Origin of the sequence: Mumia spirodelae (assembly GCF_050632745.1) — a bacterium.
GTDB lineage: Bacteria > Actinomycetota > Actinomycetes > Propionibacteriales > Nocardioidaceae > Mumia.
The window spans coordinates 130,660-156,196 of record NZ_JBODSD010000004.1 but is presented as its reverse complement, the minus strand read 5'-3'; the positions used below and the strand labels follow the sequence as shown (position 1 = coordinate 156,196).

Genomic DNA, 25,537 nt, shown 5'->3' with positions numbered 1-25,537 from the left:
ACAGTCAGCCGCGCCGGACCGACGTGCGGATGCGGTGCCAGAGCGGATCTGCCTCGCCCCGGCCGGACACGAGCCGCAGCACGCCGCCGACCTGTCCCAGCCCGCTCAGCAGGGCGAGGAGGCCGACGACGGTGGCGGGGAACGTGAGGGCGCTGCTCTCGGTGGCCAGGTCCCGGACGGCGACCGAGAGACCCGCGACGGCGAGCAGCAGGGCCAGGGTGCTGCTCGTGATGCGGACGAGGATGCGCGGCTCGACGTTGACGGTCCGAGCCCCCAGCCAGCCACGGGCGGTCCTCGTACGGCCGCTGACGACGTAGGGGACGCGCATCCAGGCCGCCGCGTCCCGGGTGAGCCGCCGCCCGCTGCGCCACAGCAGGACCAGCACGGCCGTCCCCGCCAGCCCCAGCGCGGCGGCGACCGCGACCCCGACCACGTCGATCGGGTGCATCGGGGCGTCGATCTCGTCGGCGGTGAGGGCGACCCCGAGGGCGGTGAACGACCCGGTCGTCGCCGCGGTGAAGGCACCCAGCCCCAGTGCCCAGCGTGACCAGCGCTCGTAGTCGGCGCGAAGCTGTGCCGCGGCGCGGTCCGCCTCCACGGGCGACGGGTCGGCGACGTCGAGCCAGGGGAGCGACGCGCGTTGGATCAGGCGGAAGGACACCGCCGACAGGCTAGGGCATGCCGCTGTCGCTGTCCGGTATCGGCCACGCCCTCGACCGCGTCACGCATTGACGTGACGCCGGTCACGTCACTACGGTCAGGGCGCCACCTTGAAACGTTTCACCGGCCCGAGGAGTCTGCGTGCGCCCGACCCGAGCCCTCTCCCTCCTGCTCACCGCCGCCGCGCTCACGCTGCCGGTCGCCGCCGCCCCGGTCGCGCTGGCGACCTCGGCGCCCACCGCCGTACCGGCAGCGACGACCGCCGGCCCTGCGTCTCCGACCGGGCTCACCGTGGGTCAGCGCGAGGCCCCCGCGGACGTCGAGGACCGCGACGCGTCGCTGCTCGGGTGGCACGTGCCGTCGACGGCGCAGTCCGCCTACCGGGTCCAGGTCGCCCCGCTCGGCGCCGACCTGGACGATGCTCCCGTCTGGGACTCCGGCAAGGTCGCGTCGACCGCCAGCACCAACGTCGCGTACGCCGGACCGCGCCTCGACGCCGCGACCAGCTACCGCTGGCGCGTCCGGACCTGGGACGCGGCCGGAGTGCCCTCCGCCTGGTCACAGCCGGCCTCCTTCGGCACCGCTCCCGACGCGCCGTGGGGCGACTCCGTGCCGATCTGGCTCGCCGACCAGACCCAGACGACCCAGTGGACCGACTACACGGTCGAGTCGACCTTCCGCATCACGAGTCAGAACGCGACCCTGGTGTTCCGCGGCAAGGACGCGAACAACTACTACATGTGGCAGCTGCGCGGCGACGGCGTGAACCAGCTCGCCCCGCACAAGCGGGTCAACGGCGCGTTCACCGTGCTCAAGACCGTGCCGCTCCCGAAGGCGCTCGCCCGCGACACCGACTACCGGCTGCGGATCGAGGCCGTCGGTGACACGGTGAAGACCTACCTCGACGGCGCCCTCGTCGACACCACCACCGACGCCACCTTCGCCGCAGGCACGATCGGCTTCCGGACGGGCGGCAGCGAGCGCAGCAGCTGGGACGACATGAAGGTGACCGCTGCGGACGGGACGGTGCTCTACCAGAGCGCGTTCGACAAGCCCTCGGCCGACTTCGCCTGCGCGTCGGTCGCCGACGGGCGCCTGTCGGTCGGCGTCAACGCCAACTGCCTGTACGGCCAGGGCGGCACCGACTGGGCGTTCCTGCGGGGCGAGGTGACGCTCGCCGACAAGCAGATCGCCCGCGCGAGGCTGTTCGCGACCGGGGCGTCGCCGGTGCCCACGCGGCAGTACGTCTACAAGGCCTGGGTCAACGGGGAGTTCGTGGGCCTCGGCCCGACCCAGTCGATCCACCAGGAGACCCGGTACGACGGGTTCGACGTGACGCGACTGGTGGAGCGCGGCAAGCCCAACGCGATCGGTGCCCTCGCCTACACCACGTCGGACAAGCGGTTCTTGGCGCACCTCGTCGTCGAGTACGCCGACGGCAGCCGCCAGACGTACGGCACGGGTCCCGACTGGCGCACGTTCGACGGCTCCGCGGTGTTCCCCGCCGCCGGCAGCATCGGCACCGGCTACTTCACCGCGCCCAAGGAGAACCTGCAGGCGGCGGCGTACCCGTCCGGGTTCGAGCGCGCGGGGTTCGACGACGCGGCGTGGAAGCCCGCGAAGGTCAAGGCCGCGTTCGCCGACCTGCGGGCGACGCCGACCGCGAAGGTCGAGCAGCAGCTCCGCGAGCCCGTCGAGGTCGTCGAGAAGTCGCCGGGAACCTACTTCATCGACTACGGGAAGACGTGGATCGGGGGACTCAGCCTCGACCTCGACGGTACCGCCGGACAGGTGCTCGACCTCCGCTTCGGCGAGGAGCTCTCGGCGCCCCAGACGGTCCGGTACGCGATGCGCACCGGCAACGCGTACCAGGACAAGTGGACGCTCGCCGGCGGACGCCAGAACCTGGAGACGTGGGGCATGCGCGTCTTCCGGTACGTCGAGGTGATCGGCGCGCCGTCGGGTCTCGGCAAGGCCGACTTCCCGGCGCTCGCGCAGATCTACCCGTACGACGCCGACGGGGCGGTCTTCGACTCCTCCGACGACGCGCTGAACCAGGTCTGGGAGCTGTCGCGTCACACGATCGAGGCCACGAACCACAACCTGTACGTCGACTCGTGGAGCCGTGAGCGAGGGGCGTACGAGGCCGACTCGTACCTGCAGATGATGGCGAACTTCTTCGTCTCCTCCGACCCGACGCTCGGCAACTACTCGCTGGACTACCTGCTGACCCAGCGGACGTGGCCCACCGAGTGGCCGATCTACACGATCCTGGCCTTCCACGACAGCTACCTGCAGACCGGCGACACGGCCGGCATCGCGCGCAACTACGACGCGCTGGTGGAGAAGCTGCCCGACGAGTGGATCGAGGCCAGCACCGGACTGGTCCGCAAGAACGCCGGCTCCAACGGGAGCAGCGGCTGCGGGCTCGACTGCGACATCGTGGACTGGCCGACCTCGGAGCGCGACGGCTACGTCTTCCGCCCGTACAACACGGTCATCAACGCCATCAGCCACCAGGCGTACCGCGACATGGCCGAGATCGCGAAGACGCTGGGCAAGGACGCCGACGCGCAGCGCTTCACCGCGACCGCGGACCGGCTGCGGGAGGTGGCGAACGCGCGGCTGTTCGACGAGGAGAAGGGCGCCTACCGTGACGGGCTGAACGCCGACGGCACGCCCATCGACCACTACGCGTTCCACGCCAGCGTGTTCGCGACCGCGTTCGGGCTCGCCAACGAGGGGCGGGCCGAGCGGACCGCCGACTACATCGAGTCGCGCGGCATGGCGTGCTCGGTCTACTGCGCGGCGTTCGTCCTGGAGTCGCTGTACGAGGGCGATCGCGCCGGGGCGGCCCACGCCGTGCTCACCAGCACCGGGCTGCGCAGCTGGATGAACATGATCGCCAAGGGCGCGGGCGCGACCGCCGAGGCGTGGGACGTCTCGCTGAAGAGCAACATGACGTGGTCCCACCCGTGGGCCGCCTCCCCGGCGTACAACGTGCCGCAGGGGATGTTCGGCATCGAGCCCACGACGCCGGGTTACGCGACGTTCGACGTCCGCCCGCAGCCGGAGGCGGTCGACTGGGCGCACGTGACCCTCCCGACGCTCAAGGGCGGCATCGGGGCCGCGCACCACACGGTCGACGGACGCGCCGACGTCGGCGTGCACGTGCCCGGCAACACGGTCGCCCGCGTGTTCGTACCGGGTGCGGAGGAGGGCGACGACACCGTCTACGTCGACGGCCGCGCCACCCCGGCGTCGTACGAGCGGGGCTATCTGCGCGTCGACGACGTGGCCGCAGGGTGCCACGTGCTGAGTCTCGAGCCGGGCGCGGCGGCGATGCTGGACGAGCGCCTGACCGCGGTCTGCCCCGACGGCTACAGGGGCGCGCTGCTCGACGACTTCGACCGACCCGACGGCGGTGTGGGCGACGGCTGGCTCGGGCCGAAGGCGCCGCGGTTCTACGCCGTCACCGACCAGGCGCTCGACGTACGGCTCGGTGGGTCCCTGGTCCGGGAGGAGCTGTTCGGGACGACGCAGGAGGCGTCCGTACGGCTCGTGGAGGTCGACCCGGAAGGAAGCCAGGGGCTGCTTCTCAAGGCTCAGGGCGGATCCGTGCCCGGTGCGGCGGCGATCTCGGTCGTGTACGACGGTCCGGCCGAGGGCGTGCGGGTGTCGGTGCTGCGGTCGCCGAGCGTCGGCTGGACCGACTACGGGGTCACGAAGGTCGCGTACGCCGACGGCGACGTCCTGCGGGCGCGGGTCGATCCCGACGGCGTCACGGTGTGGCGCAGCGGCGAGAAGGTCGCGTCGGTTGCGCTGGAGGGGGCCGACCGGTCGTTCTTCGAGGGCCGCGGCGGACGGGTCGGCCTGTGGACGGACGGGGCCGCGGACGCGGTGCTGGACGACCTGCGCGGAGGCACGATCGGCTGAGCGACGTTCGGTGGTCGAGTAGGGCGGAGCGCTAGCGGAGCCCGTATCGAGACCCGCGGTGGTCTCGATACGGGCTCGCCCAGGGGCTCGCCCTACTCGACCAGCGGGAGGGGGGCGGGTCTCGATACGGGCTCGCCTACGGGCTCGCCCTGCTCGACCAGCGAGATGCGCCGATAAGGACAAGCAATTCGCGCGCGATTTTTCTAGGGTCGAACCGTGACCGAGGCGATGATCGAGGCGCGCGGACTGCGCAAGGCGTACGGGGACTTCGAGGCCGTACGAGGGATCGACGTGACCGTCGCCAAGGGCGAGGCCTTCGGGTTCCTCGGCCCCAACGGTGCGGGCAAGTCGTCGACGATGCGGATGGTGGCGGCGGTGTCGCCGGTGACGAGCGGGTCGTTGCGGATCCTGGGACTCGACCCGGCGACGGACGGCTCGGCCATCCGGGCGCGGATCGGTGTGTGCCCGCAGGAGGACTCGCTCGACGGCGACCTCACGGTCCGCGACAACCTCGTCGTCTACGCCCGCTACTTCGGGATCAGCCGTCGCGACGCGGCCCGCAAGGCCGACGAGCTGCTGGAGTTCGTCCGGCTCACCGAGAAGGCCGGCGCGATGGTCGAGGATCTGTCGGGCGGGATGAAGCGGCGGCTGACCATCGCGCGGTCGCTCGTGAATGAACCCGAGCTGCTGCTGCTCGACGAGCCGACCACCGGGCTCGACCCGCAGGCGCGGCACGTCGTCTGGGACCAGCTCCACCGCCTCAAGCAGACCGGCGTCACGATCGTCCTCACGACCCACTACATGGACGAGGCCGAGCAGCTCTGCGACCGGCTCGTGGTGATGGATGGCGGCCTGATCGCGGCCGAGGGCTCGCCGCTGTCGCTGATCGCCCGCTACTCGACCCGGGAGGTGGTCGAGCTGCGGATGGGCGTGGGGGAGAACGAGTCCGCGGCCGAGCGCGTCGCCGACCTCGCCGAGCGCGTGGAGGTGCTGCCCGACCGGGTGCTGCTCTACGTCGCCGACGGCGAGAAGGTCGTCGAGGAGGCGATGGAGCGCGGCCTCGAGCCCCGCAGCACGCTGGTGCGCCGCTCCTCGCTGGAGGACGTGTTCCTCCGGCTCACCGGACGGTCGCTGGACGCATGAGCAGCACCGGCACGCAGTCACCGTCGGGCGTCCGTACGCCGCCGGGCGCGCCGTCGGTCTGGCAGGCGATCGCCCGCCAGGTCCCGTACTACACGACCGTCCTCCGCCGGACCTGGCGCGGCTCGGCGTTCTCGTACTCGGTCCTTCCGGCGCTCACGCTCGCCTCGCTCGGCCTGGGGCTCGGGGGCTTCGTGGACGACGGGGGCTCGACCGGCGAGGGCACCGCAGCGCTGGGCGGCCTGTCGTACCTCGCGTTCATCGCCCCCGGGATGGTCGCGATCACGGCGGTGATGGCGGCGGCGGGGGAGAGCACGTTCCCGGTCTACGCCGGCTTCACCTGGACCAAGATCTACTACGCGATGCGGGCGACGTCGCTGCGGGTGCGGGACATCGTCAACGGCGCCGCGACATACGTGGCCGCGCGCGTGCTGATCGCGGTCGTGCTCCTCACCGTGGTGGTGGCGCTGTTCGGCACGGTCGGCAGTGTCGTCGGCGGGTTCGCGCTCGTCGGCGCCGCGGTGCTCGTCGGTGCCGCGCACACGACGCCGATCATGGCGTACGCGGCGTGGGCGAAGGAGGACACGGCGCTCGGCCTCGTCTTCCGGCTCGGAGTCATCCCGATGACGTTGTTCTCGGGCGCCTACTTCCCGGTGGACCAGCTGCCTGACGCGGTCGAGGTCGTCGCGATGGTGCTCCCGGTGTGGCACGGCGTCGAGCTCTGCCGGATGGCGACGACGGGCGACGTCACGTCCGCCGCGTGGATCCACGTGGCGTACCTCCTGCTGGTCACCGTCGTCGGGTGGGTCCTGGCGCAACGGCAGTTCGCCCGTCGGCTGGGGAGGATCTGATGGCCTCGTCGACGGTGCTGCGGGGATCGGCACCCGGGGGAGGAGGGGCGCCCGGACCGTACCGGCTGCTCGAGCGCCACGTCCGCGTCTACCGTCGGGCGCCGGCGGCGTTCGCGTCGGGCTTCCTGGAGCCGTTGTTCTACCTGCTGTCGATCGGTGTCGGCGTTGCGGCGCTGGTCGGCGAGATCACGCTCGACGACGGGCGGACGATCAGCTACACCGCGTTCCTCGCCCCGGCGATGCTGGCCACGCAGGCGATGAACGGTGCGCTCTTCGACGCGACGTACGGCTTCTTCTTCCGGCTCAAGTACGAGAAGCTGTACGACGCCGTGCTCGCGACGCCGCTGCGGCCGGTGGACGCGGCCGTGGGGGAGGTGCTGTGGGCGACGACCCGCGGTGCGGCGTACGGCGCGGCGTTCGTGGTGATCATGGTCGCCCTGGGCCTGACCTCCTCGTGGTGGACGCTGCTCGCGCTCCCCGCGGCGCTGCTGGTCGCGTTCGGCTTCGCCGCGGCCGGGCTCGCGCTCACGACGTGGATGCGCTCGTGGCAGGACTTCGAGTTCATCCAGGTCGCGATCATGCCGATGTTCTTGTTCTCCGCGACGTTCTACCCCCTGTCGGTCTACCCGGAGAGCCTCCAGGTCGTCGTCCAGGTGACGCCGCTGTACCAGGCGGTCGACCTCGTCCGCTCGCTCACCACCGGCGACGTCGGGCCGGAGCTGCTCCTCCCGGTCGCCTACTTCGCCGTGATGGGGGCGCTGGGCCTGCACGTGGCCGCGCGCAGGGTCGGGCTGCTGATCCTGCGCTGAGCGACCGGCCGGTGCCCTGGGATCGATCGGGAGAACTGCCCACGGTCCCGGGGCGGGTCTGCGCAGATCGCCCGATGCGGTGGTGCCGACGACCGGACGAGACTGGCGTCACGCCCGAGGGAGAGGGGGAGGCCATGAGCACCGAGCAGCTCGCGTGGGGGACGGTGCACCACGCGCACGTCAACGGGGTCCGGATCGCCTACGAGGAGACGGGCGCGGGGGCGCCTCTCGTCCTCGTGCACGGGTCCTGGAGCTCGCGCCGGAGCTGGGACGCGGTCGTCCCGGGGCTGTCGCGGAGCCACCGGGTGATCGGCTACGACCGCCGAGGCCACAGCGAGAGCGAGAGAGCACCGGGACAGGGCACCTTCGCCGAGGACGTGGCCGACCTCGCAGCGCTGGTCGAGGCGTGCGACGCCGCTCCTGCCTGGGTCGTCGGCAGCTCCGTCGGAGGGGTGATCACCCTCCGGCTGGCCGCCGAACGACCCGACCTGCTCCGTGGTGTCGTCGTGCACGAGCCGCCGCTGCGGGCGTGCTTGCCCGAGGACGCGGGCGGGCCGATCGGGGCGGTGCTGGACGCCGTACAGGCGGGAGACCACGCGGGCGCTGCGGAGCGGTTCGTCGAGGATGTCGCGTTCGGACCCGGAGGGTGGGCCCGGCTGCCGGAGCAGGTGCGCGCGACGATGACCGAGAACGCGCCGACCTATCTCGACGAGGAGCTGGCGCCGGACGCGCGGACGGTCGACGAGGCGGCGCTCGCGGCCTACGGCGGACCGGTGCTCGTCACGTCCGGGGAGCAGAGTCCGCCGATCTTCGCGCCGGTGGCTCCCTACCTTGCGCGACTGCTGCCGCAGGCCCGCCACCTCGTGTACGCCGGGGCCGGCCACGTCCCGCAGGTCACGCACCCGGACGCGTTCGTGGCCGCGGTCACCGACTTCGTCGCGAGCCGGCCCTGAGCCGCCGCCGGAGTCCTACCTCTCGAAGAGGCGCGCGCCGAACCAGTCGAGCCGGGGCCGCCAGCCGTGGTTGCGGAGCACGGTGAACACGGGGACCTTCGCGTCCGCCGGCTGGATGTGCGTGACGCCCTCCCAGGAGGTGCGGACCTCGTGCCCGCCGCGGACCTGGACCTGGCCGTCCGCGCCCTCCGAGACCGACATCGCGCGCTGAGCTGCGGTCTTGCCGCGCTTCCAGGTCCAGCCTCCGTCGAGGGTGACACCACCGGGGCCGACCGCGGAGCGCGTCTTCGCGGTGCCGGAGCGCTCGGTGAACCGGTACTGCGCCCTTTCGGGATCGAGGGTCACCTCCATCCGCCAGGTGTACGCGACGCTGCCCCTGACGAACAGGGTCTGCCAGCGCAGCTCCTCGGACTTCCAGCGGACGTCGACCTGCACGCCGTCCGGCGTCCGGGTCGCGTCGAGGCGGTACGGGAGCTCGTCGTCGTTGATCGCGAGGAGGTCGCCGACGACACGGTCCACCGGGGACGGGGCCCGCGGCGTCGCCACGGGGGCCACCGCAACCGTCGCCTTCTTGCGCGCCGCGACGACGCGCAGCCCTCGCCGCAGGGTCCACAGGGCGCGGACGACGACCATGACGAAGATGACGACGACCAGGGTCACGCCGACCGCCGTCCGGTCGGCGACGAACGCGACGACGGCGAGCGCCCCCAGCGCGTAGCCGGTGAGGACGACGGCCTTGCGGCTCAGGACGGCGAACCGTTCCTCCGGAGTCTGGGACCGACCGGTGCTCATGCGCTCTCGCTCTCGCGGTCGTGGTGTCGGGCGAGACAAGAGTGACATGGCGCCGAGGTCAGCCTGCGAGGACCTCCGTGACGACGTGCTGGAGGTCCTCCCGGCGCGACTGCAGGCCGAGCAGCTCGCCGCAGTCGGTCATCGTGTCGCGGAAGAGCGCGCCGCTCGCGACGACCTGGGCGTCGATGTGGCCGAACACCTCGAGCGCCGTCGTCCCGTAGAGCCGGGCCCACGACCGCATGAACGCCCACGACGCCGCCTCGGGCACCTCCGCCCCGGTCTTCTCCATCAGCGAGTCTCCGAGGTCCGCGTCCGCCGGGGGAGGGACGGTCCCCGGCTCCGGGAAGCCCTCGCGCTGCCACACCTCGAGGACCAGCCCCCCGAAGAACCCGCCGAAACGGTGGGCCGCGGCGGCGCAGTCGGCGCCGAGCAGCGCGGGAGCGGGCTGCGGTGCCGACGGCTCCGCACCGACCAGGTCGGCTTCGAGGTCGGCGGACTTCACCATGCTCGTGATCGGGTTGGCGAACGTCAGCCCGAACTCCTCCGGGTGAGCCAGCGACCACTGCCGGAACGCGGCCGCGCCGGCGACGAGCTGCGCTGCCGGGTCCCCGGCGTACGGCGCAGCGGTCGCCTCGAGCCTGTCGAGGAGGTCGTCGTACACGCGCGCCGCGACGCGGAGCGTCAGGTCCTCCAGGCTGCTGACGTAGCGGTACAGCGCCGGTGCCGTCATGCCCATCCCCTGAGCGACGGCGCGCAGCGAGATCTCGTGCGTCTCGACCAGCTGGGTGCGAGCGGTGCGCACGATCTCGTCGAGCGTGGCCTGCCGCTGCTGGTCGCGGCGCGTCGGCTTCTCGGTGGCCTGCTCGCCCTGCGTCGTCATGGTCCCTACCTTGTCAGGCCCGCAGTCGGATGTCCCGGACCCCTTGACATCGGTTAACACCCTTCAGCATAGTGAACATCGTTAGCGGTGAACAGTGTTAACAGTTGTGAACAGCATTCACGAGGCGACTGGGGGAAGAACGATGGAACGGTGGGGACGCTTCGTCGCACGGCGGGCGCGATGGGTGCTCGGGCTGGGACTGCTCGTGGTCGTGGCCGCGGGCGCGTACGGGACCGGGGTCTTCGGATCCCTGAGCAACGGGGGGTTCGACGACTCCGGCAGCGAGTCGTACCAGGCCACCCAGCTGATCGAGGACAACGTCGGACGGCACGGCGCGGACGTCGTCGCCGTCTACGAGAGCCCGGACATGACGGTGGACCAGGCGCCGTTCAGGAGCGCGATCGCCGACGTGGTCGCCGGGCTGCCGCAGGACGCGGTCGCCAGCGTCGCCGCGTACGGTCCGCCCGGGACCGACGCGCTGGTCTCCGAGGACCGGCACGCGACCAGCGTCGTCATCACCCTCGAGGGCGAGGACCAGGACGCGCTGATGGACGCGTACGACGAGGTCCGGCCGGCGCTCGACACCGATGCCGTCGAGGACGGCACGCTCGATCTCGACGTCGCCGGGCAGTGGGCCGTCTTCGACGACGTCAACACCAACGTCACCGAGGACATCGCGCGTGCCGAGATGCTCTCGATGCCGCTGGTCCTGCTGCTGAGCCTCGTCGTCTTCGGCTCGGTCGTGGCCGCGCTGATGCCGGTGGGCGTCGGCATGGTCGCGGTGCTCGGAGCCTTCGCCGTGGTCCGGCTGCTGACCGGGATCACCGAGGTGTCGGTGTTCGCGATCAACATCATCACGCTGCTCGGTCTCGGGCTCGCGATCGACTACGCGCTCTTCGTCGTCAGCCGGTTCCGCGACGAGCTCGCGGTGCGCGAGAGCGATCGCGAGGGCGTCGCCGACGCGGTCGGTGCCACCATGCGGACCGCTGGCCGTACGGTCCTGTTCTCCGGCCTCACCGTCGCGGTCGCGCTGTCGGCGCTGCTGGTGTTCCCGCAGACGTTCCTGCGCTCGATGGCGTACGGCGGGGTCGCCGCCGTCCTCGTCGCCATGGTCGCGGCTCTCACGCTGCTGCCGGCGACGCTCGCCGTGCTCGGCCGGCGGATCGAGGCCGGCGCCATGCCGTGGCGACGCCGTGCGCGTCGCCCCTCCCGCGGTTGGGCGCGCTTCGCGCACGCGGTCATGGCCCGTCCCGTCGTCAGCCTGGTGCTGGTGACCGGGCTGCTGCTGGCGCTCGCGAGCCCGTTCCTCAGCGTCTCCTGGGGCGGGGTCGACCACCGGGTCCTCCCGGCGGACGCCCCGTCGCGGGTGGCCACGGAGAAGCTCGACTCCGACTTCGGGGGAGCGACGTCCCACGCGGAGGTGTTCCTCGCGTCGGAGGACCCGGCCGAGGTCGCCTCGTACGTGAGCGAGCTCCGCGCCGTCGACGGCGTGACGCAGGTGCAGCCCGTCGCGAGCAGCGCGAACGGCTCTGGCTCGGCGGCCGCCGGGGGTGCCGCCGAGCCGGGGACCTTGATCGACGTCTCCTGGGCGGGGACGAGCCAGAGCGAGGCCTCGCAGGACGTGGTTCGCGACCTCCGCGAGGTCGACGCGCCGGCCGACGCGTACGTCGGCGGCACCGCTGCCCAGACTGTCGACATGCTCGACGGCATCGCCGACCGGATCCCGCTGATGATCGGGCTGATCGTGGTCGCGATGCTCGTCCTTCTGTTCGTGGCGTTCGGGTCGGTGGTCCTGCCGATCAAGGCGGTGCTCGTCAACATCGTGTCGATCACGGCGGCCTTCGGGGTCGTGACCTGGATCTTCGCCGACGGGCATCTGGAGGGGCTGCTGGGCTTCAGCTCGACGGGCTACCTCGACGGGACGCAGCCGATCCTGATGTTCGCGATCCTCTTCGGGCTGTCGATGGACTACGAGGTGTTCCTGCTGTCGCGGATCCGTGAGCAGTGGGACGCCACCGGTGACAACGAGCTGGCGGTGGCGACCGGGGTCCAGAAGACGGGACGCATCATCACCAGCGCGGCCCTCCTGCTGGCTGTGGTGATCGGCGCCTTCGCGACGTCGGGGATCGTCTTCATCAAGATGATCGGCGTCGGCATGCTGGTCGCGCTGCTCCTCGACGCCACGCTCGTCCGGCTCGTGATGGTGCCGGCGACCATGAAGCTCCTCGGCCGCTGGAACTGGTGGGCGCCCGGCCCGATGCGCCGGTGGTGGGAGCGGTACGGCGTGCGCGAGGGCGGCACGGAGCCGGTCGCGGCGGATGCCCGCGGAGGGGGCGAGGGGCGGGACCGCATACTGGCCGGGTGAGGCACAGCGAGCTCTGGGAGCGGATGGAGAAGCACCTCGGTGGCGGCTACGCGCCGGTGTGGGCGGACCAGCAGGTGCTGGCCGAGCTCGGCGGGCGGACCGTCACCGAGGCGCTCGACGCCGGGGTCGCTCCCAAGACGGTGTGGCGGGCGGTCTGCGCGGCGCTCGAGCTGCCGGCGTCGGAGCGCTGACCACCCACTGAGGGCTGCCGACGGACCGGGGCGCTGGCAGACTCGGCCGCATGGACGCCCCGATCGCTCCGGAGGTCGCCGTCATCGGCGGGACCGGCTTCTACACGTTCCTCGACGACGTCCGCGAGGTCGACGTCGAGACGCCGTACGGACCCCCGTCGGCGCCGATCTCCGTCGGGACCGTCCCGACCGATGGGGGGCCACGCGCGGTGGCGTTCCTCCCTCGGCACGGCCAGGGGCACCGCTTCCCGGCGCACCGGGTCCCGTACCGCGCGAACCTCTGGGCGCTGCGCAGCATCGGCGTCCGGCAAGTGCTCGCGCCGTGCGCGGTCGGAGGTCTCCAGCCGGAGCTGGGTCCGGGGACGCTGGTGGTGCCGGACCAGCTCGTCGACCGGACGACGACGCGGAAGCAGACGTACTACGACGAGGGCGCGGTGCACGTCGCCTTCGCCGACCCGTACTGCCCGCGGCTGCGCAAGGCCCTGATCGACGGTGCACCGGGCGGCGCGGTCGACGGTGGGGCGCTGGTCGTCATCGACGGGCCGCGGTTCTCCACGCGGGCCGAGTCCCGGTGGTACTCGCGGGAGGGCTGGTCGGTCATCGGCATGACCGGGCACCCCGAGGCGGTCCTCGCGCGCGAGCTGGCGCTCTGCTACGCCACCATCGCGCTCGTCACGGACCTCGATGCGGGCGTCGAGGCGGGCGAGGAGGTCAGCCACGCCGAGGTGCTGCGGGTCTTCGGGGAGCATCTCGGCTCGCTGCGCGAGGCGTTGCGCGGCGTGGTCGGCGGTCTCGGCACCGACCGTGGCTGCGCGTGCTCGAGCTCCCTGGACGGGCTCGAGCTGCCGTTCGCGCTGCCGTAGGGAGATCCTGCGCAAAGAGCGCCCGAGCGGCCCGTCCGCGCCGCTACGCTCGCCGCCCATGACGACGTCTTCGAAGCGGATCGCGGTCGCGGTGGTGGTGACCGTGGTGGCGGCGCTCCTGACGGTGGTGCCGGCCGGCCCGGCGCCCGCAGACCCCGTGCCCACCACCGACATCCCCCGATGCGGCTCTCCCGGTGCCGGCCTTCCGTGCCTCGGGACCGTCACGCGCAACGGCGTCGTCGTGCCGGCGGGCGACCCGACGTGGCAGATCTCCGCGAAGCGCGCCGAGATCGAGGGTGCCCAGGTGCTCATGCTCCACGCGCTGCGTGCGGGGAGCTTCGACCTGGGAGCGTCCGCGCTCACCGACCGGTGGACGCTGACCCTCGAGACGGGCGGGATCGTCCCGCGGTCCGTCGCGGGGTACGCCCGCGACGCGACGGTGACCCGGAGCACCACCGGCACGGGCCACCGCGTCACGGTGTCGCTGCGGCCGGTGACGATCTCGGGCCAGTGCGACGTCTCCGTCTGGCCGTGGCGATGCCCGGAGTGGGCCGCCGACCCCGATCCGGTCGACAACCACGAGTGGGACGCAGCGTGGTCGCTCGACGTCTCGGACTACGCCCAGTGGACCGACCCGGTGCAGCGGGCGGCCGCGTACGGGATGGACTTCTTCACCAACGCCGCCGCCGCGAGCATGCCGCCGGCCGTGGTCGTCGACCCGAGCACCGGCGCCGACATGATGCGCATCGACCTGGCCAACCGTCACTACCGGGAGGACGGCGTCACCGTGGTGCGCGGACGCACCGAGCTGAGCATCCCGCACGCGTTCCTACGAACCGCGTACGGCGTCCCGGACCCGGCCACGCTGACGCCGGCCGGCGTGACGGTCACCGGCGCCGCCGGCGCGACCACCACGGTCGCGCACGCCGGGGGCAGCGTGCGGATCGTGATCGACGGCATGACGTTCTCGCACCGGCGCCTGTACGTGCGGCGCGGCACGATCACGCCGACACGCCCGACGAAGGTGCGGGCCACGCGTACGACGTCGCGCAAGGCCGTGGTCCGCTTCCGGAAGGCGACCGCGCGGGGCGCCGCGGTGCGCGGCTACCGCGTCACCTGCAGGGCGACCCGGGGATCGCACGTGCGCCGGGCCAAGATCGGGCCCGCCAAGCGCCGCGTCGTCGTCACCAGGCTCAAGCCCGGTCGTGCGTACGCCTGCCGGGTGGTCGCCCTGTCGAAGGCAGGGGCCGGGACCCCGAGCAAGGCGGTCAGGGTCAAGGCGCGCCGCTGAGGTCCGCGGTTCGCCCGGCGTGTCTTCGCCGTCCGGCGTTCGAGGTCCAGATTGTCGGCGGGAGGCCGCGTGCTCGTGCGGCATGCGGGTACCTGACCGCGCGTGCGACATGGCATGAGCCTCTGACGACCGAAGGAGCGACATGGACCTCAAGCAGCTGGCCAAGGAAACCTTCGACCGGATCGCGCGCGGCGTCGCCGGCGCGGACGAGCCCTCGATCCCCGGTGCGCCGGGCTCGGAGCCCCCGAGCCTCGCGGAGCCGACCGAGCCACGGGAGCCGCTCCCGCCAAAGCGCGACCAGAGCGCGCCCGCCACCCGTACCGCCACCGGCGTGGAGACCGGGGCGCCGGTGACCGCCCGGGCGCAGAAGGAGACGTACCTGACGACGTCGAGCGGGGTGCGGCTCCGCGACACCGACCACTCGCTGAAGGCGGGGGAGCGGGGCCCGACCCTGCTCCAGGACCACCACCTGCGCGAGAAGATCACCCACTTCGACCACGAGCGCATCCCCGAGCGCGTGGTGCATGCTCGCGGCGCCGGGGCCCACGGCGTGTTCGTGGGCTACGGCACCGCCGACCCGATCTGCCGGGCGGCGTTCCTGCGCGAGGGCGCCGAGACGCCCACCTTCGTACGGTTCTCGACCGTGCTGGGCTCGCGAGGCTCGGCCGACACCGTGCGGGACACCCGGGGGTTCGCGACGAAGTTCTACACCGACGAGGGCAACTTCGACCTCGTCGGCAACAACATGCCGGTGTTCTTCATCCAGGACGGCATCAAGTTCCCCGACATCATCCACGCCGGCAAGCCGCACCCCGACCGGGAGATCCCCCAGGCGCAGAGCGCGCACGACACGTTCTGGGACTTCGTCTCGCTGCACACCGAGGCGCAGCACCACACCATGTGGAACATGTCCGACCGCGGGATCCCACGGTCGTACCGGATGATGGAGGGCTTCGGCGTCCACACGTTCCGCGTCGAGAACGCGGCGGGCGAGACCTCGCTGGTGAAGTTCCACTGGAAGCCGCAGCTCGGCGTCCACTCCCTCACGTGGGAGGAGGCTCAGATGATCAGCGGGATGGACCCCGACTTCCACCGGCGCGACCTGTACGACGCGATCGAGGCGGGTGCCTATCCCGCGTGGGAGCTGGGTCTGCAGGTCCTCCCGGACAACCCGGAGCAGATGTTCGACGGCATCGACCTCCTCGACCCGACCAAGATCGTGCCGGAGGAGCTCGCCCCGGTCCAGCCGGTCGGCCTGATGGTCCTCACCGCCAACCCGACGAACTTCTTCGCCGAGACCGAGCAGGTCGCCTTCCACGTCGGCCACCTCGTGCCGGGGATCGACGCGACCGACGACCCGCTGGTCCAGGCGCGCCTGTTCTCCTACGTCGACACGCAGCTGACCCGGCTCGGTGGCCCGAACTTCAACCAGCTGCCGGTGAACCGGCCGCACACCGAGGTCAACGACATGCTCCGTGACGGCTTCCACCAGCACGCGGTGCATGCGGGCGTGGCCCCGTACCGTCCGAACTCGCTCGACGGCGGGTGCCCGTTCCACGCCGGTGCCGACGTCGAGGGCGCCTTCGAGCACCTCGCGGTCCGCGTGGCGGAGGGAACGAAGGTGCGTGCGCAGCCCGCGTCGTACGACGACCACTTCAGCCAGGTCAGGCTGTTCTGGAAGAGCATGTCGGTGGTGGAGCAGGAGCACATCATCCGCGCCTACACCTTCGAGCTGGGCAAGTGCTACGAGCAGGCGATCAAGGAACGCCAGCTCCAGTGCCTGGCCAACATCGACCCGGAGCTCTGCCAGGAGGTCGCGACCGGCCTCGGACTCCCGGCGCCGTCGGCGACGATCCCGCTCGCCGAGCCGGAGCCGAGCCCGGCGCTGTCCCAGGTCGGTCAGGCATGGCCGGCCGAGGGGCGCACGGTGGGCATCGTGGTCGATCCCGACGGTGACCTGTCGTCGGTCGAGGAGGTCCGTACGGCGGTGCAGGGCGCCGGGATGGTGCCGCTCGTGATCGCGCCGCACGGCGGGACGGTCGGTGACGGCATCACGGTGCAGCGCACCTTCGCGACCGCACGGTCGGTCGAGTTCGACGCAGTCCTGATCGCCGGGTGCCCGGTCCCGGCGCCCGACGCGCTGCCGCTGCGCGACGCGAAGGCAGGTGCGGCCGGCACGGCCGAGCTCGACCCGCGCGTGGTGCTGCTGATCGAGGAGTGCTTCCGGCACGCCAAGGTGATCGGGGCCTGGGGCGAGGGGAACGCCGCGCTCGACGCCGCCGGGTACGGCACCGGCCTGGGCATCGTGCGCGGCGAGACTGGTGCCGAGGTGCTCGCCCAGGTGCAGGAGGAGATGGCGCTGCACCGGGTGTGGGACCGGTTCGCGACCACCGTGGTCTGAGGTACGCCGTCGTGTTCGGACTAGTGTCGTCCCCAGGTCGACGGACGGGCCCGGACTCCACAGCACGCGTGCGACGTGCACGAAGTGTCGGTGCCGGCCCCTAACGTCGTGGATGACCGGCGGACACGAGACATGTGAAGGGACCACGCTGATGGCTGCTGACCCGGGCAAGGGAGCACCGAAGGACCGCGACAAGGCACTCGATGCGGCGATGGCGCAGATCGAGCGTTCGCACGGCAAGGGATCGGTGATGCGCCTGGGCGAGCGCGGCAAGATCCCGATCGAGGTCATCCCCACCGGGGCGACCTCTCTGGACATCGCCCTCGGCATCGGCGGGCTCCCGCGTGGCCGCATCGTCGAGATCTACGGCCCGGAGTCCTCCGGCAAGACGACGGTCGCCCTGCACGCCGTGGCCAACGCCCAGCGCGCCGGCGGCATCGCGGCGTTCATCGACGCCGAGCACGCGCTCGATCCCGACTACGCCAAGGCTCTCGGCGTCGACACCGACGCCCTCCTCGTGTCCCAGCCGGACTCCGGAGAGCAGGCCCTCGAGATCGCCGACATGCTGATCCGCTCCGGCGCGCTCGACATCATCGTCATCGACTCCGTCGCGGCGCTCGTTCCCCGTGCGGAGATCGAGGGCGAGATGGGTGACAGCCACGTCGGTCTGCAGGCGCGTCTCATGAGCCAGGCGCTGCGCAAGCTCACCGGCGCGCTCAACGGCGCCGGCACGACCGCGATCTTCATCAACCAGCTCCGCGAGAAGATCGGCGTCATGTTCGGCTCGCCCGAGACCACGACGGGCGGCAAGGCGCTCAAGTTCTACGCCTCGGTCCGGCTCGACGTGCGGCGCATCGAGACGCTCAAGGACGGCACCGACATGGTCGGCAACCGCACTCGGTGCAAGGTCGTCAAGAACAAGATGGCCCCGCCGTTCAAGCAGGCCGAGTTCGACATCATGTACGGCCAGGGCATCAGCCGCGAGGGCAGCCTCCTCGACGTCGGCGTCGACGCGGGCTTCGTCCGCAAGGCCGGCGCTTGGTACACGTACGAGGGCGACCAGCTCGGCCAGGGCAAGGAGAACGCGCGCAACTTCCTGCGCGACAACCCCGACCTCGCCAACGAGCTCGAGAAGAAGATCATGGAGCACCTCGGCATCGGCGCCGCGGTGGACGAGCCTGCCGACGCGGTCGCCGCAGGCGCCGGCGCGGGCAAGGCTGACAAGGCCGCGGTCGACTTCTGAGCATGGCGCGCACGCAGCGCTCGGGGTCCTGGCGCCGCCGGGATCCCGAGCCCGACGCCGAACGCGACCTGGGTCCCGAGCCGGACCACGAGTCCGTCGCCCGCAAGATCCTCCTCGACCGGCTCGCGGAGCAGCCCCGCTCACGGGCCGAGCTCGCGGCGCAGCTCGCCCGGCGCAACGTGCCGGACGAGATCGCCGCGCAGATGCTCGACCGGTTCGAGGAGGTCGGGCTCGTCGACGACGAGGAGTTCGCGCAGCTCTGGGTGCGCTCGCGTCAGCAGACGCGCGGTCTTGCGGGCCGTGCCCTCGCTCTGGAGCTGCGCCGCAAGGGCATCGACGACGAGATCGTGCGCGACACGATCGACACCATCGACCCGGCCTCGGAGGAGGAGGCGGCACGCGCCGTCGTCCGCAAGAAGCTGCGGGCGATGCGCAATGTCGAGGAGCAGGTCAAGGTCCGGAGGCTCGTCGGTGCGCTCGGGCGCAAGGGATACGGGCCCGGTCTCGCCTACCGGATCGTCCGTGAGGAGGTCGGGGCGGCGGACGACCCGATGGAGGCCGGCGGCTGGGAGGACGACGCCTGACGGCCACCGTGGCGCGCGCGGCGTGCCAGCATGGGGGAGTGCGCAGTGCCCTCGCCGGTGTCGCGCTCCTGCTGGCGGTCAGTGCCTGCGGCGGGAGCGGGCCCGATGCCGGGCCGACGTCGGCCGAGCCCGCGCCGGCGACCTCCTCGGTAAGCCCGTCGGCGTCGACGGGGGCAGCCGCGGACGGGACGACCTCACCGGACGCCTCGTCGGGTGGCGTGGCTCCGGAGGACACGGGCGCTTCGCCGGGCGAGCCGGGGACGGCGGCGCCGTCGCCGGGCGTGCCTCCGAAACCCGAGTCGCCGGCGGCGGATGTCGCCGCGATGCGGCAGGCTATCCGCCACCTCGCGGGGACGATCGGCCCGCGGCTCGCGACCTCGGCGTCCTTCCGCGAAGCGGCCGACTGGTTCAGCGGCGAGATGGAGCAGCTCGGCTACCGCGTCACGCGCGAAGCCTTCCCCGTCCCCGCAGGCGACTCGTGGGGCGTGCCGGTCGAGGCAGGACGCTCCCAGAACGTGATCGCGGACCCTCCGGGGTTCGACCCGACGCGCCCGCACCTCGTGGTCGGCGCCCACCTGGACACCGTGGCCGTCTCGCCCGGCGCCGAGGACAACGCCTCAGGGGTGGCGGTGGTCCGCGAGCTCGGGCGGCTCGCGGCGGCGTACGGGACAAGGCTCCCCGTGCGGTTCGTCGCGTTCGGGGCGGAGGAGCCACGCGGTCCCGGCGACGACCTGCACCACTTCGGCTCGCAGCACCGGGTTTCCGCGATGACCGCCGCTGAGCGCGAGGCGCTGCGTGCCATGGTGTCGCTCGACCGCGTCGGCGTCCGCGGGTCGGCGGTGCCGGTCTGCGACGGCGGGACGAGCAACGGCCGCGTCGTCCGCTCCCTCGCGGCCGCGGCCGGAGGCATCCCCACCACCACCTGCGAGGACCGCGCGAGCGACCACTGGTCGTACGAGAAGGCGGACGTCCCGGCAGCGCGGCTCGGGAGCATCCCGTACGCCGGCTACCACTCCGAGGGCGACCGCCCCCGCGTCGTCGACGACCGACAGCTCCGCTGGGTGGCCACCATCACCTGGCGCTGGATGCGCTGACCCGCGACGCCTCCACGGTCGCCGGAGGTCACGGGAGGTCACGGGAGGGCGTACGGGCCGCGGCTCGTCTCCCATGCCGTCGCGAGCACCCGCTGGGCGGTCCCACCGCGGACGGGACGCGGCGCGAAGTCCTCGCCGATGACGTACGGGACGAGCTCGGCGCTCCTGACCTCGCCGTCCCACAGCACGAGCTCGAGCACCGCGCCTTCCTGCGTCCTTCGCTGGAAGTCCATGTCGAAGATGAAGTTGCCCAACGAGTGCACGACGAGGGTTTCACCGACCTGCTCGAGTCCCTGCAGCCAGTGCGGGTGCCCGCCGACGACGACGTCCGCCCCCGCCCGCGCGAGCACCCGGGCGACGCGGCGCTGGGACGGCTCCGGCGCGTTGGTGTACTGCGTGCCCCAGTGGGTCATCACGACGACCGTGTCGACACGAGCGGCGAGCGCGCGCACCTGGCGCGCGAGCCGCGCAAGGCGATCCTCGTCCATCGGGCCGGTCCGCGGCGGCATGTCGAGGCGGCTCGTGCCCGGCGCCGACGCAGTCGCGGCGGGCGTCTCGCCGATCGAGTCCACGGCCAGGAACCCCACCGACGTCCCGCCCCGCTCGACGACCAGCGGGCGCTCCGCCTCGGCGCGATCGCGACCCGCTCCGACGTAGGGCAGCCCCGCGGCCCGCAGCAGCGCGAACGTGTCGAGCATGGCCCGGTCGCCGAAGTCGCCGAGGTGGTTGTTCGCGAGCCCGATCACGTCGAAGCCCGCGGTCCGCAGCCCTTCGCGGACGGCAGGGTCGGCTCCGAAGGAGTCACCGCCCTGCGTCGGCGACCCGCGCTGCGACAGCGTCGACTCGAGGTTCCCCACCGTGATGTCGGCGGCCGCGAGCCGTTCGGCGAACGGGCGGAACACCGACGTCGAACCGCCGGTGTCGCGCAGGTGGTCGCCGACCCGACGCCCGAGCATGATGTCGCCGGTGATCGCGAGCGTGACGACCTCCGGATCAGGAAGCGGCCCGTCGCTGCGCAACGGATAGGCGGCGAGGTCGCGCAGCGGGTCCACACTGCCGACGCGCACGGCATGGACCGTCTCGTCCACCACCGAGACCGGCACGTAACCGATCAGCAAGGGGTCCTGCCGGACGCGCGCGACGATGGCCGCCGGGTCGGCGACGTGCTCGGCGGTGGGGACGTCCGAGCGGTCCGTGACCAGCTGCAGGCCGGGAGGCGCTCCCGAGCTCAGGAGGCGCACGGCGCCCGGCGTGGAGAGCACACGGACGGGGGAGTGGTGGTGGGTGACGAGGATCCGGGTGGTGTCGGCCGGGTCGGGCTGCGGGGTCTCGCCAGGACCTCCCGACGCGGGCGGGTCGACCGGTGACGTCGGTCCGTCCGGGGGCGGGCTGGTCTCGGCCGGCTCCGCCCGCTCCGTCGGCGCGGTGCAGGCGCCCGCGAGCAGGAGGGCGGAGAGAAGGAGCGCGGTGCGTCCCATTCCCCGAGGCTACGTGGCGCCGTACCCTCGGGCCCATGTCCGACGTCGCGTCGCCCGACATCACCTTCCGCCGGATGCGAGAAGCCGACCTCGACCGGGTGGTCCGTTGGCGGAACGAGCCGCACGTGCTCGCGTGGTTCCGCGACCCGCCGAAGGACGTCGACGACGCGCGGGACCGGTACGCCGAGCGCTTGGGCGGCGACCACCCGACCCGGATGTCCGTGGTCCAGGTCGAGGGCGAGCCGGTCGGCTACGTGCAGGACTACCCGATCGATGCCGAGGACGACCTCGCCGTCCGTGTGCAGCTGCCGGGCGCGGTCGGCTTCGACTACCTCATCGGGGAGCCGGGCCTGATCGGGGCGGGGATCGGCACGCGCATGCTGACGGCGTACGTCGGTGACGTCCTGCTGCCGGACTACCCGGACGCCCCGTGGTTCGTGGCGTGCCCGGACGCCCGAAACGTGGCGTCGCTCCGCGTGCTCGACAAGCTCGGTTTCGAGCAGCGGCAGTGGATCCAGATGCCGGGCGAGGAGTACGCAGAGATCGTCTGCCGTCTCTCGAGAGGTCAGGCGGAGCAGATGGTTACTCGTCGGTAACAAACCTGCTACTGTGCCGCTCATGAACTCGACGCTGGCCCTCTACGAGCGCATCTCGTCCCTCCCTCTCGGCGACCGTCTCTTCGGTCTGGCCTTCAGCCTCAAGGCGCCGTACTTCAGGACCGTGCGCCCGCGGGTGACGGCGATGCGTCCGCACCACGCCGAGCTCGTGCTTCCCAAGCGGTGGGGCGTCCAGAACCACATCGGCACCGTGCACGCGATCGCGGTGTGCAACGGTCTGGAGGCGGCGATGGGCCTCCTCGCCGAGGCGACCGTGCCGGACGGCTACCGCTGGCTGCCGAAGGGCATGGACGTCGCCTACCTCGCGAAGTCGACCAGCGACCTCGTCTGCGTCGCCGAGACGACCGAGGCCGACTGGGCGAAGGCACCGGAGGTCGACGTGCGGGTGCACGCGACGCGCGCTGACGGCACGCGCGTCGTCGACGGGGTCATCCACCTGTGGGTGACGCCGAAGCCAGGACGCTAGCGGAGGCGGGTGCGACACTGTCCGCGTGACCAGCGAGACCAACGCCTTCAGCACGCTGTCCGTCCGGCGCACGGACGGCACGCGTGAGCTGCACCCGTACGCGCGGATCCTCGGGCTGCGCGACGGCTTCCTGTTCTTGGAGGACGGCGTGCTGACCGACCGCTCGGGTCACGGCATCCGGACGGCCCAGGTCCACGCGATCCTGATCGCCGAGGTCGCCGCCGTCGACGTGGAGACCCACGTCGACGACGACGAGAACAGCGAGACCACGATCGGGCTGGAGTCTGCGGGGATGCTCAACTTCGACGGCAGCGTGTACGTGCGCTGAGGCTTACTGGAAGCCTCCGGCACCGGTGCCGGCGCCGCCCTTCGTCGCGGTCTGCCGCGCCGCTTCGACCTCCGCCTGGGCGTTCCGCTCCTGCTCGCCGAGGGCACCGACCGCGCCGACGTCGAGCTTGCGGCCGCCGGAGTACTTGCGCTCCACCCAGCGCCCGAGCCAGTCGAGCAGCAGGTTGATGACCAGGTAGATCACCAGCAGGACGAGCGCCGTCGCGAGGTAGTTGCCGAACTGGCGCCAGATCTCGCGGCCGACCGTGGTCAGGCCCGGAGCCAGGATGACGAAGCCGAGCGACGTGTCCTTCAGGGCGACGATGCACTGGCTGATGATCGACGGCAGCATGATCTTGACCGCCTGCGGCATGAGGACCGAGCTCATGACCTGGTACTTGCGCATGCCGAGCGCGTACGCCGCCTCCGCCTGTCCCTTCGGGACCGCGTTGATGCCGGCCCGGAACACCTCGGCCAGCACGGAACCGTTGTAGAGCACCAGGCCGGCGACCAGCGCCTGGAACGACTTGTCGAGCTGCAGCGAGTAGAGCGACCAGATGAAGATGATGAGGATCAGCAGGGGCACGGCGCGGAAGAACTCGACGACGAGCCAGCAGGGCCAGCGGATGATGCGGTGCTCCGACAGTTTGCCGATCCCGAAGACCACGCCGAAGACGAGCGCGCCGACGATCGCGAAGACGGCTGCCTTCAGCGTGTTGAGCAGCCCCTGCCAGAGGAGCTCCATGAATGCCGGCGTGACGAACGGCTCCCAGATCTCGTACTCGAGCTGGTCGTTCTGGTAGAGCACGTTGACGATCAGCAGTCCGAGAAGGAGCAGCGCGATGACCGCGATGACCCCGATGGTTCGGTAGAGGCGACTGGCCCGAGGACCGGGCGTGTCGTACAGGACGGTGCTCTGGCTCATCGCTCCACCTTCCAGCGGCGCTCCAGCAGGGCCGCGCTGAGCGAGATGACCTCGACGATGATGATGTAGCCGAGGGAGATCCCGATGAAGATCGTCCACCGGTCCGCTGCGTAGTCGTTCAGAAGGCCCTTCATGCGGAACGCCGCCTCGGCGACGCCGAACGACATCGCGAGCGACGTGTTCTTGGTGAGCGCGATGAAGACGCTCGCCAGCGGCGGGACCACGTTGCGGAACGCCTGCGGGAGCACGACCTGCGTCATCGACTGGCCGAAGGTGAATCCCAGCGAGCGCGACGCCTCGGCCTGCCCGAGCGGGATGCCGTTGATGCCGGACCGCAGGGACTCCGCCACGAAGGCGCCGGTGTAGAGGCCCATCGCGAGGACGATCTTCCAGTAGAAGCTCGGGTTGATCCCGAGCTGCGGAAGCCCGTAGTAGGTGATGAGCAGCAGCACGAGGAGCGGGCTGTTGCGGAAGATCGCGACGTACACCTTGCCGGTGCCGCGCAGCACGGGGACGGGGCTGACCCGGAACATCGCGATGATCGTGCCGATGACGAGCGCCAGCGCGCCAGCGCCGACCAGCAGCTGCAGGGTCTTCACGAACCCTTCGAGAATGATGTCCCAGTTCTCGGTCAGAGCGTCCACGTGTCACCTCCTCACGAGGTCGAGGGTTGGACAGGCCTGGTGACGGGGCCGGCGTGGACCGGCCCCGTCACCGCCGGGATCACGGGCAGGGATCGAGGGTCGGCGTGTCCGGCAGGTCGATGCCGCCCTTGCCGAGCGAGTCGTCGAAGGCAGCCTCCCACTCGCCGTCCTCGAACGCGCCCTCCAGCGTCGTGTTGATGAACTCGCACATGCCGGCGGCGTCCTTGTTGTAGCCGATGCCGTAGCGCTCCTCGGAGAACGGCTCACCGACGACCTTGAGGGCGTCGGGGTCCTCGGCCGCGTAGCCGGCGAGGATCGCGCCGTCGGTCGTCACCGCGTCGACGGAGCCGGACTTGAGCTGCTCGACGCACTCCGAGTAGGTGTCGAAGCCGGCCGGCGTGGCGCCGTACTGCTCCTCGACCGTCTTGATCGACGTCGAGCCGGTCACCGAGCAGACCTTCTTGCCGCTGAGGTCGTCGGGCCCGTTGATCGAGTCGTCGTCCGCGGCGACCAGCAGCTGCTGGCCGGTCACGTAGTACGGCCCGGCCTGGCCGACGACCTGACGACGCTCGTCGGTGATCGAGTACGAGGCGATCACGAAGTCGACGGTGCTGTTCTCGAGGAACGGCTCGCGGTTGTCGGAGATCGTCTCGACCCACTCGATCTTGTCGGCCGGGATGCCGAGCTTCGCGGCGAGGATCTTGCCCATGTTGGGGTCGAAGCCCTCCGGCGTGTCCGAGGTGGCCGACTTGAAGCCGATGCCCGGCTGGTCGAACTTCACGCCGATCTTGACGGTGCCCGCGTCGGCGATCTCCTGCGGACGGGAGCCGGCGTCGAACGAGGCATCCGAGACGACCTCGGGGCTGAACCCGCCCCCGTCCCCGCCGTCGCCGTTGTCGCTGTCGTCCTCACCAGCACTTCCGCACCCGGCGAGCGCGAGGGCTGCCGCGGCGGCGACGACAGCGATCTTGGTCCTTCGGATCTTCATGACTTCTCCCTTTGTCTTCACGAGCGCCGCTGCTGCGGC

23 protein-coding genes and 2 pseudogenes are annotated in these 25,537 nt (G+C 71.6%); 18 read left to right on the top strand and 7 right to left on the bottom strand.

Translation table 11 applies throughout. From position 1 onward, the window contains the following. Window positions 1-4: 4 nt before the first annotated feature. Window positions 5-661 carry a hypothetical protein gene (locus tag ACQSSQ_RS18685; protein ID WP_431328630.1) on the bottom strand — a complete coding sequence of 219 codons (657 nt, stop codon included), beginning with the start codon at window positions 659-661 and terminating at the stop codon, window positions 5-7. Between the two features lie 140 nt (window positions 662-801). Here ACQSSQ_RS18685 and ACQSSQ_RS23860 point away from each other — a divergent pair. The 7 genes and pseudogenes from ACQSSQ_RS23860 to ACQSSQ_RS18650 form a co-directional block, all read left to right on the top strand. Further along, window positions 802-2,355, top strand: a pseudogene (locus ACQSSQ_RS23860) (glycoside hydrolase family 78 protein); the annotation flags it as partial. Window positions 2,356-2,379: 24 nt separating this feature from the next. Continuing rightward, window positions 2,380-2,616 (top strand): annotated as a pseudogene (locus ACQSSQ_RS18675) (family 78 glycoside hydrolase catalytic domain); the annotation flags it as partial. Further along, complete coding sequence (locus ACQSSQ_RS18670) at window positions 2,605-4,596, top strand: alpha-L-rhamnosidase-related protein (RefSeq protein WP_431328903.1); 1,992 nt, start codon at window positions 2,605-2,607, stop codon at window positions 4,594-4,596. The pseudogene ACQSSQ_RS18675 and the gene ACQSSQ_RS18670, both read left to right, overlap by 12 nt. A gap of 216 nt (window positions 4,597-4,812) precedes the next feature. After that, window positions 4,813-5,739: an ABC transporter ATP-binding protein gene (locus tag ACQSSQ_RS18665; RefSeq protein WP_431328629.1), complete on the top strand. Its 927-nt coding sequence runs from the start codon at window positions 4,813-4,815 to the stop codon at window positions 5,737-5,739. Further along, complete coding sequence (locus tag ACQSSQ_RS18660; protein ID WP_431328628.1) at window positions 5,736-6,587, top strand: ABC transporter permease; 852 nt, start codon at window positions 5,736-5,738, stop codon at window positions 6,585-6,587. Before ACQSSQ_RS18665 ends, ACQSSQ_RS18660 begins: the two co-directional genes overlap by 4 nt. Next, entirely contained in the window at window positions 6,587-7,396 is an 810-nt protein-coding gene (locus ACQSSQ_RS18655; RefSeq protein ID WP_431328627.1) for an ABC transporter permease, read from the top strand. The genes ACQSSQ_RS18660 and ACQSSQ_RS18655 overlap by 1 nt, the downstream gene beginning before the upstream one ends. Window positions 7,397-7,530: 134 nt before the next feature. Further along, window positions 7,531-8,349, top strand: a complete 819-nt coding sequence (locus tag ACQSSQ_RS18650) for an alpha/beta fold hydrolase (protein WP_431328626.1) — start codon at window positions 7,531-7,533, stop codon at window positions 8,347-8,349. Window positions 8,350-8,364: 15 nt separating this feature from the next. Here the strand turns inward: ACQSSQ_RS18650 and ACQSSQ_RS18645 are convergent, their stop codons facing one another. After that, the gene (locus ACQSSQ_RS18645; protein ID WP_431328625.1) at window positions 8,365-9,141 is read right to left on the bottom strand and encodes a hypothetical protein; all 777 of its coding nucleotides are present in this window, start codon (window positions 9,139-9,141) and stop codon (window positions 8,365-8,367) included. A gap of 58 nt (window positions 9,142-9,199) precedes the next feature. Further along, window positions 9,200-10,021, bottom strand: coding sequence for a TetR/AcrR family transcriptional regulator (locus tag ACQSSQ_RS18640; RefSeq protein ID WP_431328624.1), 822 nt, complete (start codon window positions 10,019-10,021; stop codon window positions 9,200-9,202). 142 nt (window positions 10,022-10,163) lie between these two features. On the opposite strand from ACQSSQ_RS18640, the gene ACQSSQ_RS18635 reads away from it, so the two are divergent. The 8 genes from ACQSSQ_RS18635 to ACQSSQ_RS18600 all read left to right on the top strand — a co-directional run bounded on the left by ACQSSQ_RS18635 (window position 10,164) and on the right by ACQSSQ_RS18600 (window position 20,053). After that, a complete protein-coding gene (locus tag ACQSSQ_RS18635) occupies window positions 10,164-12,386 on the top strand; it encodes an MMPL family transporter (RefSeq protein ID WP_431328623.1) in 2,223 nt (740 codons plus the stop codon). Next, window positions 12,383-12,577 carry a DUF3046 domain-containing protein gene (locus tag ACQSSQ_RS18630; RefSeq protein WP_431328622.1) on the top strand — a complete coding sequence of 65 codons (195 nt, stop codon included), beginning with the start codon at window positions 12,383-12,385 and terminating at the stop codon, window positions 12,575-12,577. Before ACQSSQ_RS18635 ends, ACQSSQ_RS18630 begins: the two co-directional genes overlap by 4 nt. Before the next feature lie 50 nt (window positions 12,578-12,627). Next, complete coding sequence (locus ACQSSQ_RS18625) at window positions 12,628-13,440, top strand: S-methyl-5'-thioadenosine phosphorylase (RefSeq protein WP_431328621.1); 813 nt, start codon at window positions 12,628-12,630, stop codon at window positions 13,438-13,440. Window positions 13,441-13,498: 58 nt separating this feature from the next. Next, a complete protein-coding gene (locus ACQSSQ_RS18620) occupies window positions 13,499-14,731 on the top strand; it encodes a fibronectin type III domain-containing protein (RefSeq protein WP_431328620.1) in 1,233 nt (410 codons plus the stop codon). 142 nt (window positions 14,732-14,873) lie between these two features. Further along, window positions 14,874-17,132: a catalase gene (locus ACQSSQ_RS18615; RefSeq protein ID WP_431328619.1), complete on the top strand. Its 2,259-nt coding sequence runs from the start codon at window positions 14,874-14,876 to the stop codon at window positions 17,130-17,132. Between the two features lie 151 nt (window positions 17,133-17,283). After that, window positions 17,284-18,375 (top strand): recombinase RecA, encoded by a 1,092-nt coding sequence (recA, locus tag ACQSSQ_RS18610; RefSeq protein WP_431328618.1) that lies wholly within the window; start codon window positions 17,284-17,286, stop codon window positions 18,373-18,375. Window positions 18,376-18,377: 2 nt separating this feature from the next. Next, a complete protein-coding gene (locus ACQSSQ_RS18605; protein ID WP_431328617.1) occupies window positions 18,378-18,959 on the top strand; it encodes a regulatory protein RecX in 582 nt (193 codons plus the stop codon). 38 nt (window positions 18,960-18,997) lie between these two features. Beyond that, a complete protein-coding gene (locus tag ACQSSQ_RS18600; RefSeq protein ID WP_431328616.1) occupies window positions 18,998-20,053 on the top strand; it encodes a M28 family metallopeptidase in 1,056 nt (351 codons plus the stop codon). 38 nt (window positions 20,054-20,091) lie between these two features. On the opposite strand, the gene ACQSSQ_RS18595 is transcribed toward ACQSSQ_RS18600, so the two are convergent. Next, window positions 20,092-21,531: a CapA family protein gene (locus ACQSSQ_RS18595; protein ID WP_431328615.1), complete on the bottom strand. Its 1,440-nt coding sequence runs from the start codon at window positions 21,529-21,531 to the stop codon at window positions 20,092-20,094. Between the two features lie 35 nt (window positions 21,532-21,566). On the opposite strand from ACQSSQ_RS18595, the gene ACQSSQ_RS18590 reads away from it, so the two are divergent. The 3 genes from ACQSSQ_RS18590 to ACQSSQ_RS18580 are packed head-to-tail and all read left to right on the top strand — an operon-like array spanning window position 21,567 to window position 22,942. Next, window positions 21,567-22,127 carry a GNAT family N-acetyltransferase gene (locus tag ACQSSQ_RS18590; protein WP_431328614.1) on the top strand — a complete coding sequence of 187 codons (561 nt, stop codon included), beginning with the start codon at window positions 21,567-21,569 and terminating at the stop codon, window positions 22,125-22,127. A gap of 22 nt (window positions 22,128-22,149) precedes the next feature. After that, the gene (locus tag ACQSSQ_RS18585; RefSeq protein ID WP_431328613.1) at window positions 22,150-22,614 is read left to right on the top strand and encodes a hotdog fold domain-containing protein; all 465 of its coding nucleotides are present in this window, start codon (window positions 22,150-22,152) and stop codon (window positions 22,612-22,614) included. 25 nt (window positions 22,615-22,639) lie between these two features. Next, window positions 22,640-22,942 carry a hypothetical protein gene (locus ACQSSQ_RS18580; protein ID WP_431328612.1) on the top strand — a complete coding sequence of 101 codons (303 nt, stop codon included), beginning with the start codon at window positions 22,640-22,642 and terminating at the stop codon, window positions 22,940-22,942. Window positions 22,943-22,945: 3 nt separating this feature from the next. Here ACQSSQ_RS18580 and ACQSSQ_RS18575 read toward each other — a convergent pair whose 3' ends face one another. From ACQSSQ_RS18575 to ACQSSQ_RS18565, 3 genes are all read right to left on the bottom strand, one after another. Next, window positions 22,946-23,866, bottom strand: coding sequence for an amino acid ABC transporter permease (locus tag ACQSSQ_RS18575; RefSeq protein ID WP_431328611.1), 921 nt, complete (start codon window positions 23,864-23,866; stop codon window positions 22,946-22,948). After that, window positions 23,863-24,510, bottom strand: a complete 648-nt coding sequence (locus tag ACQSSQ_RS18570; RefSeq protein ID WP_431328610.1) for an amino acid ABC transporter permease — start codon at window positions 24,508-24,510, stop codon at window positions 23,863-23,865. The genes ACQSSQ_RS18575 and ACQSSQ_RS18570 overlap by 4 nt, the downstream gene beginning before the upstream one ends. A 79-nt stretch (window positions 24,511-24,589) precedes the next feature. Further along, window positions 24,590-25,498, bottom strand: a complete 909-nt coding sequence (locus tag ACQSSQ_RS18565) for a glutamate ABC transporter substrate-binding protein (protein WP_431328609.1) — start codon at window positions 25,496-25,498, stop codon at window positions 24,590-24,592. Window positions 25,499-25,537 lie beyond the last annotated feature (39 nt).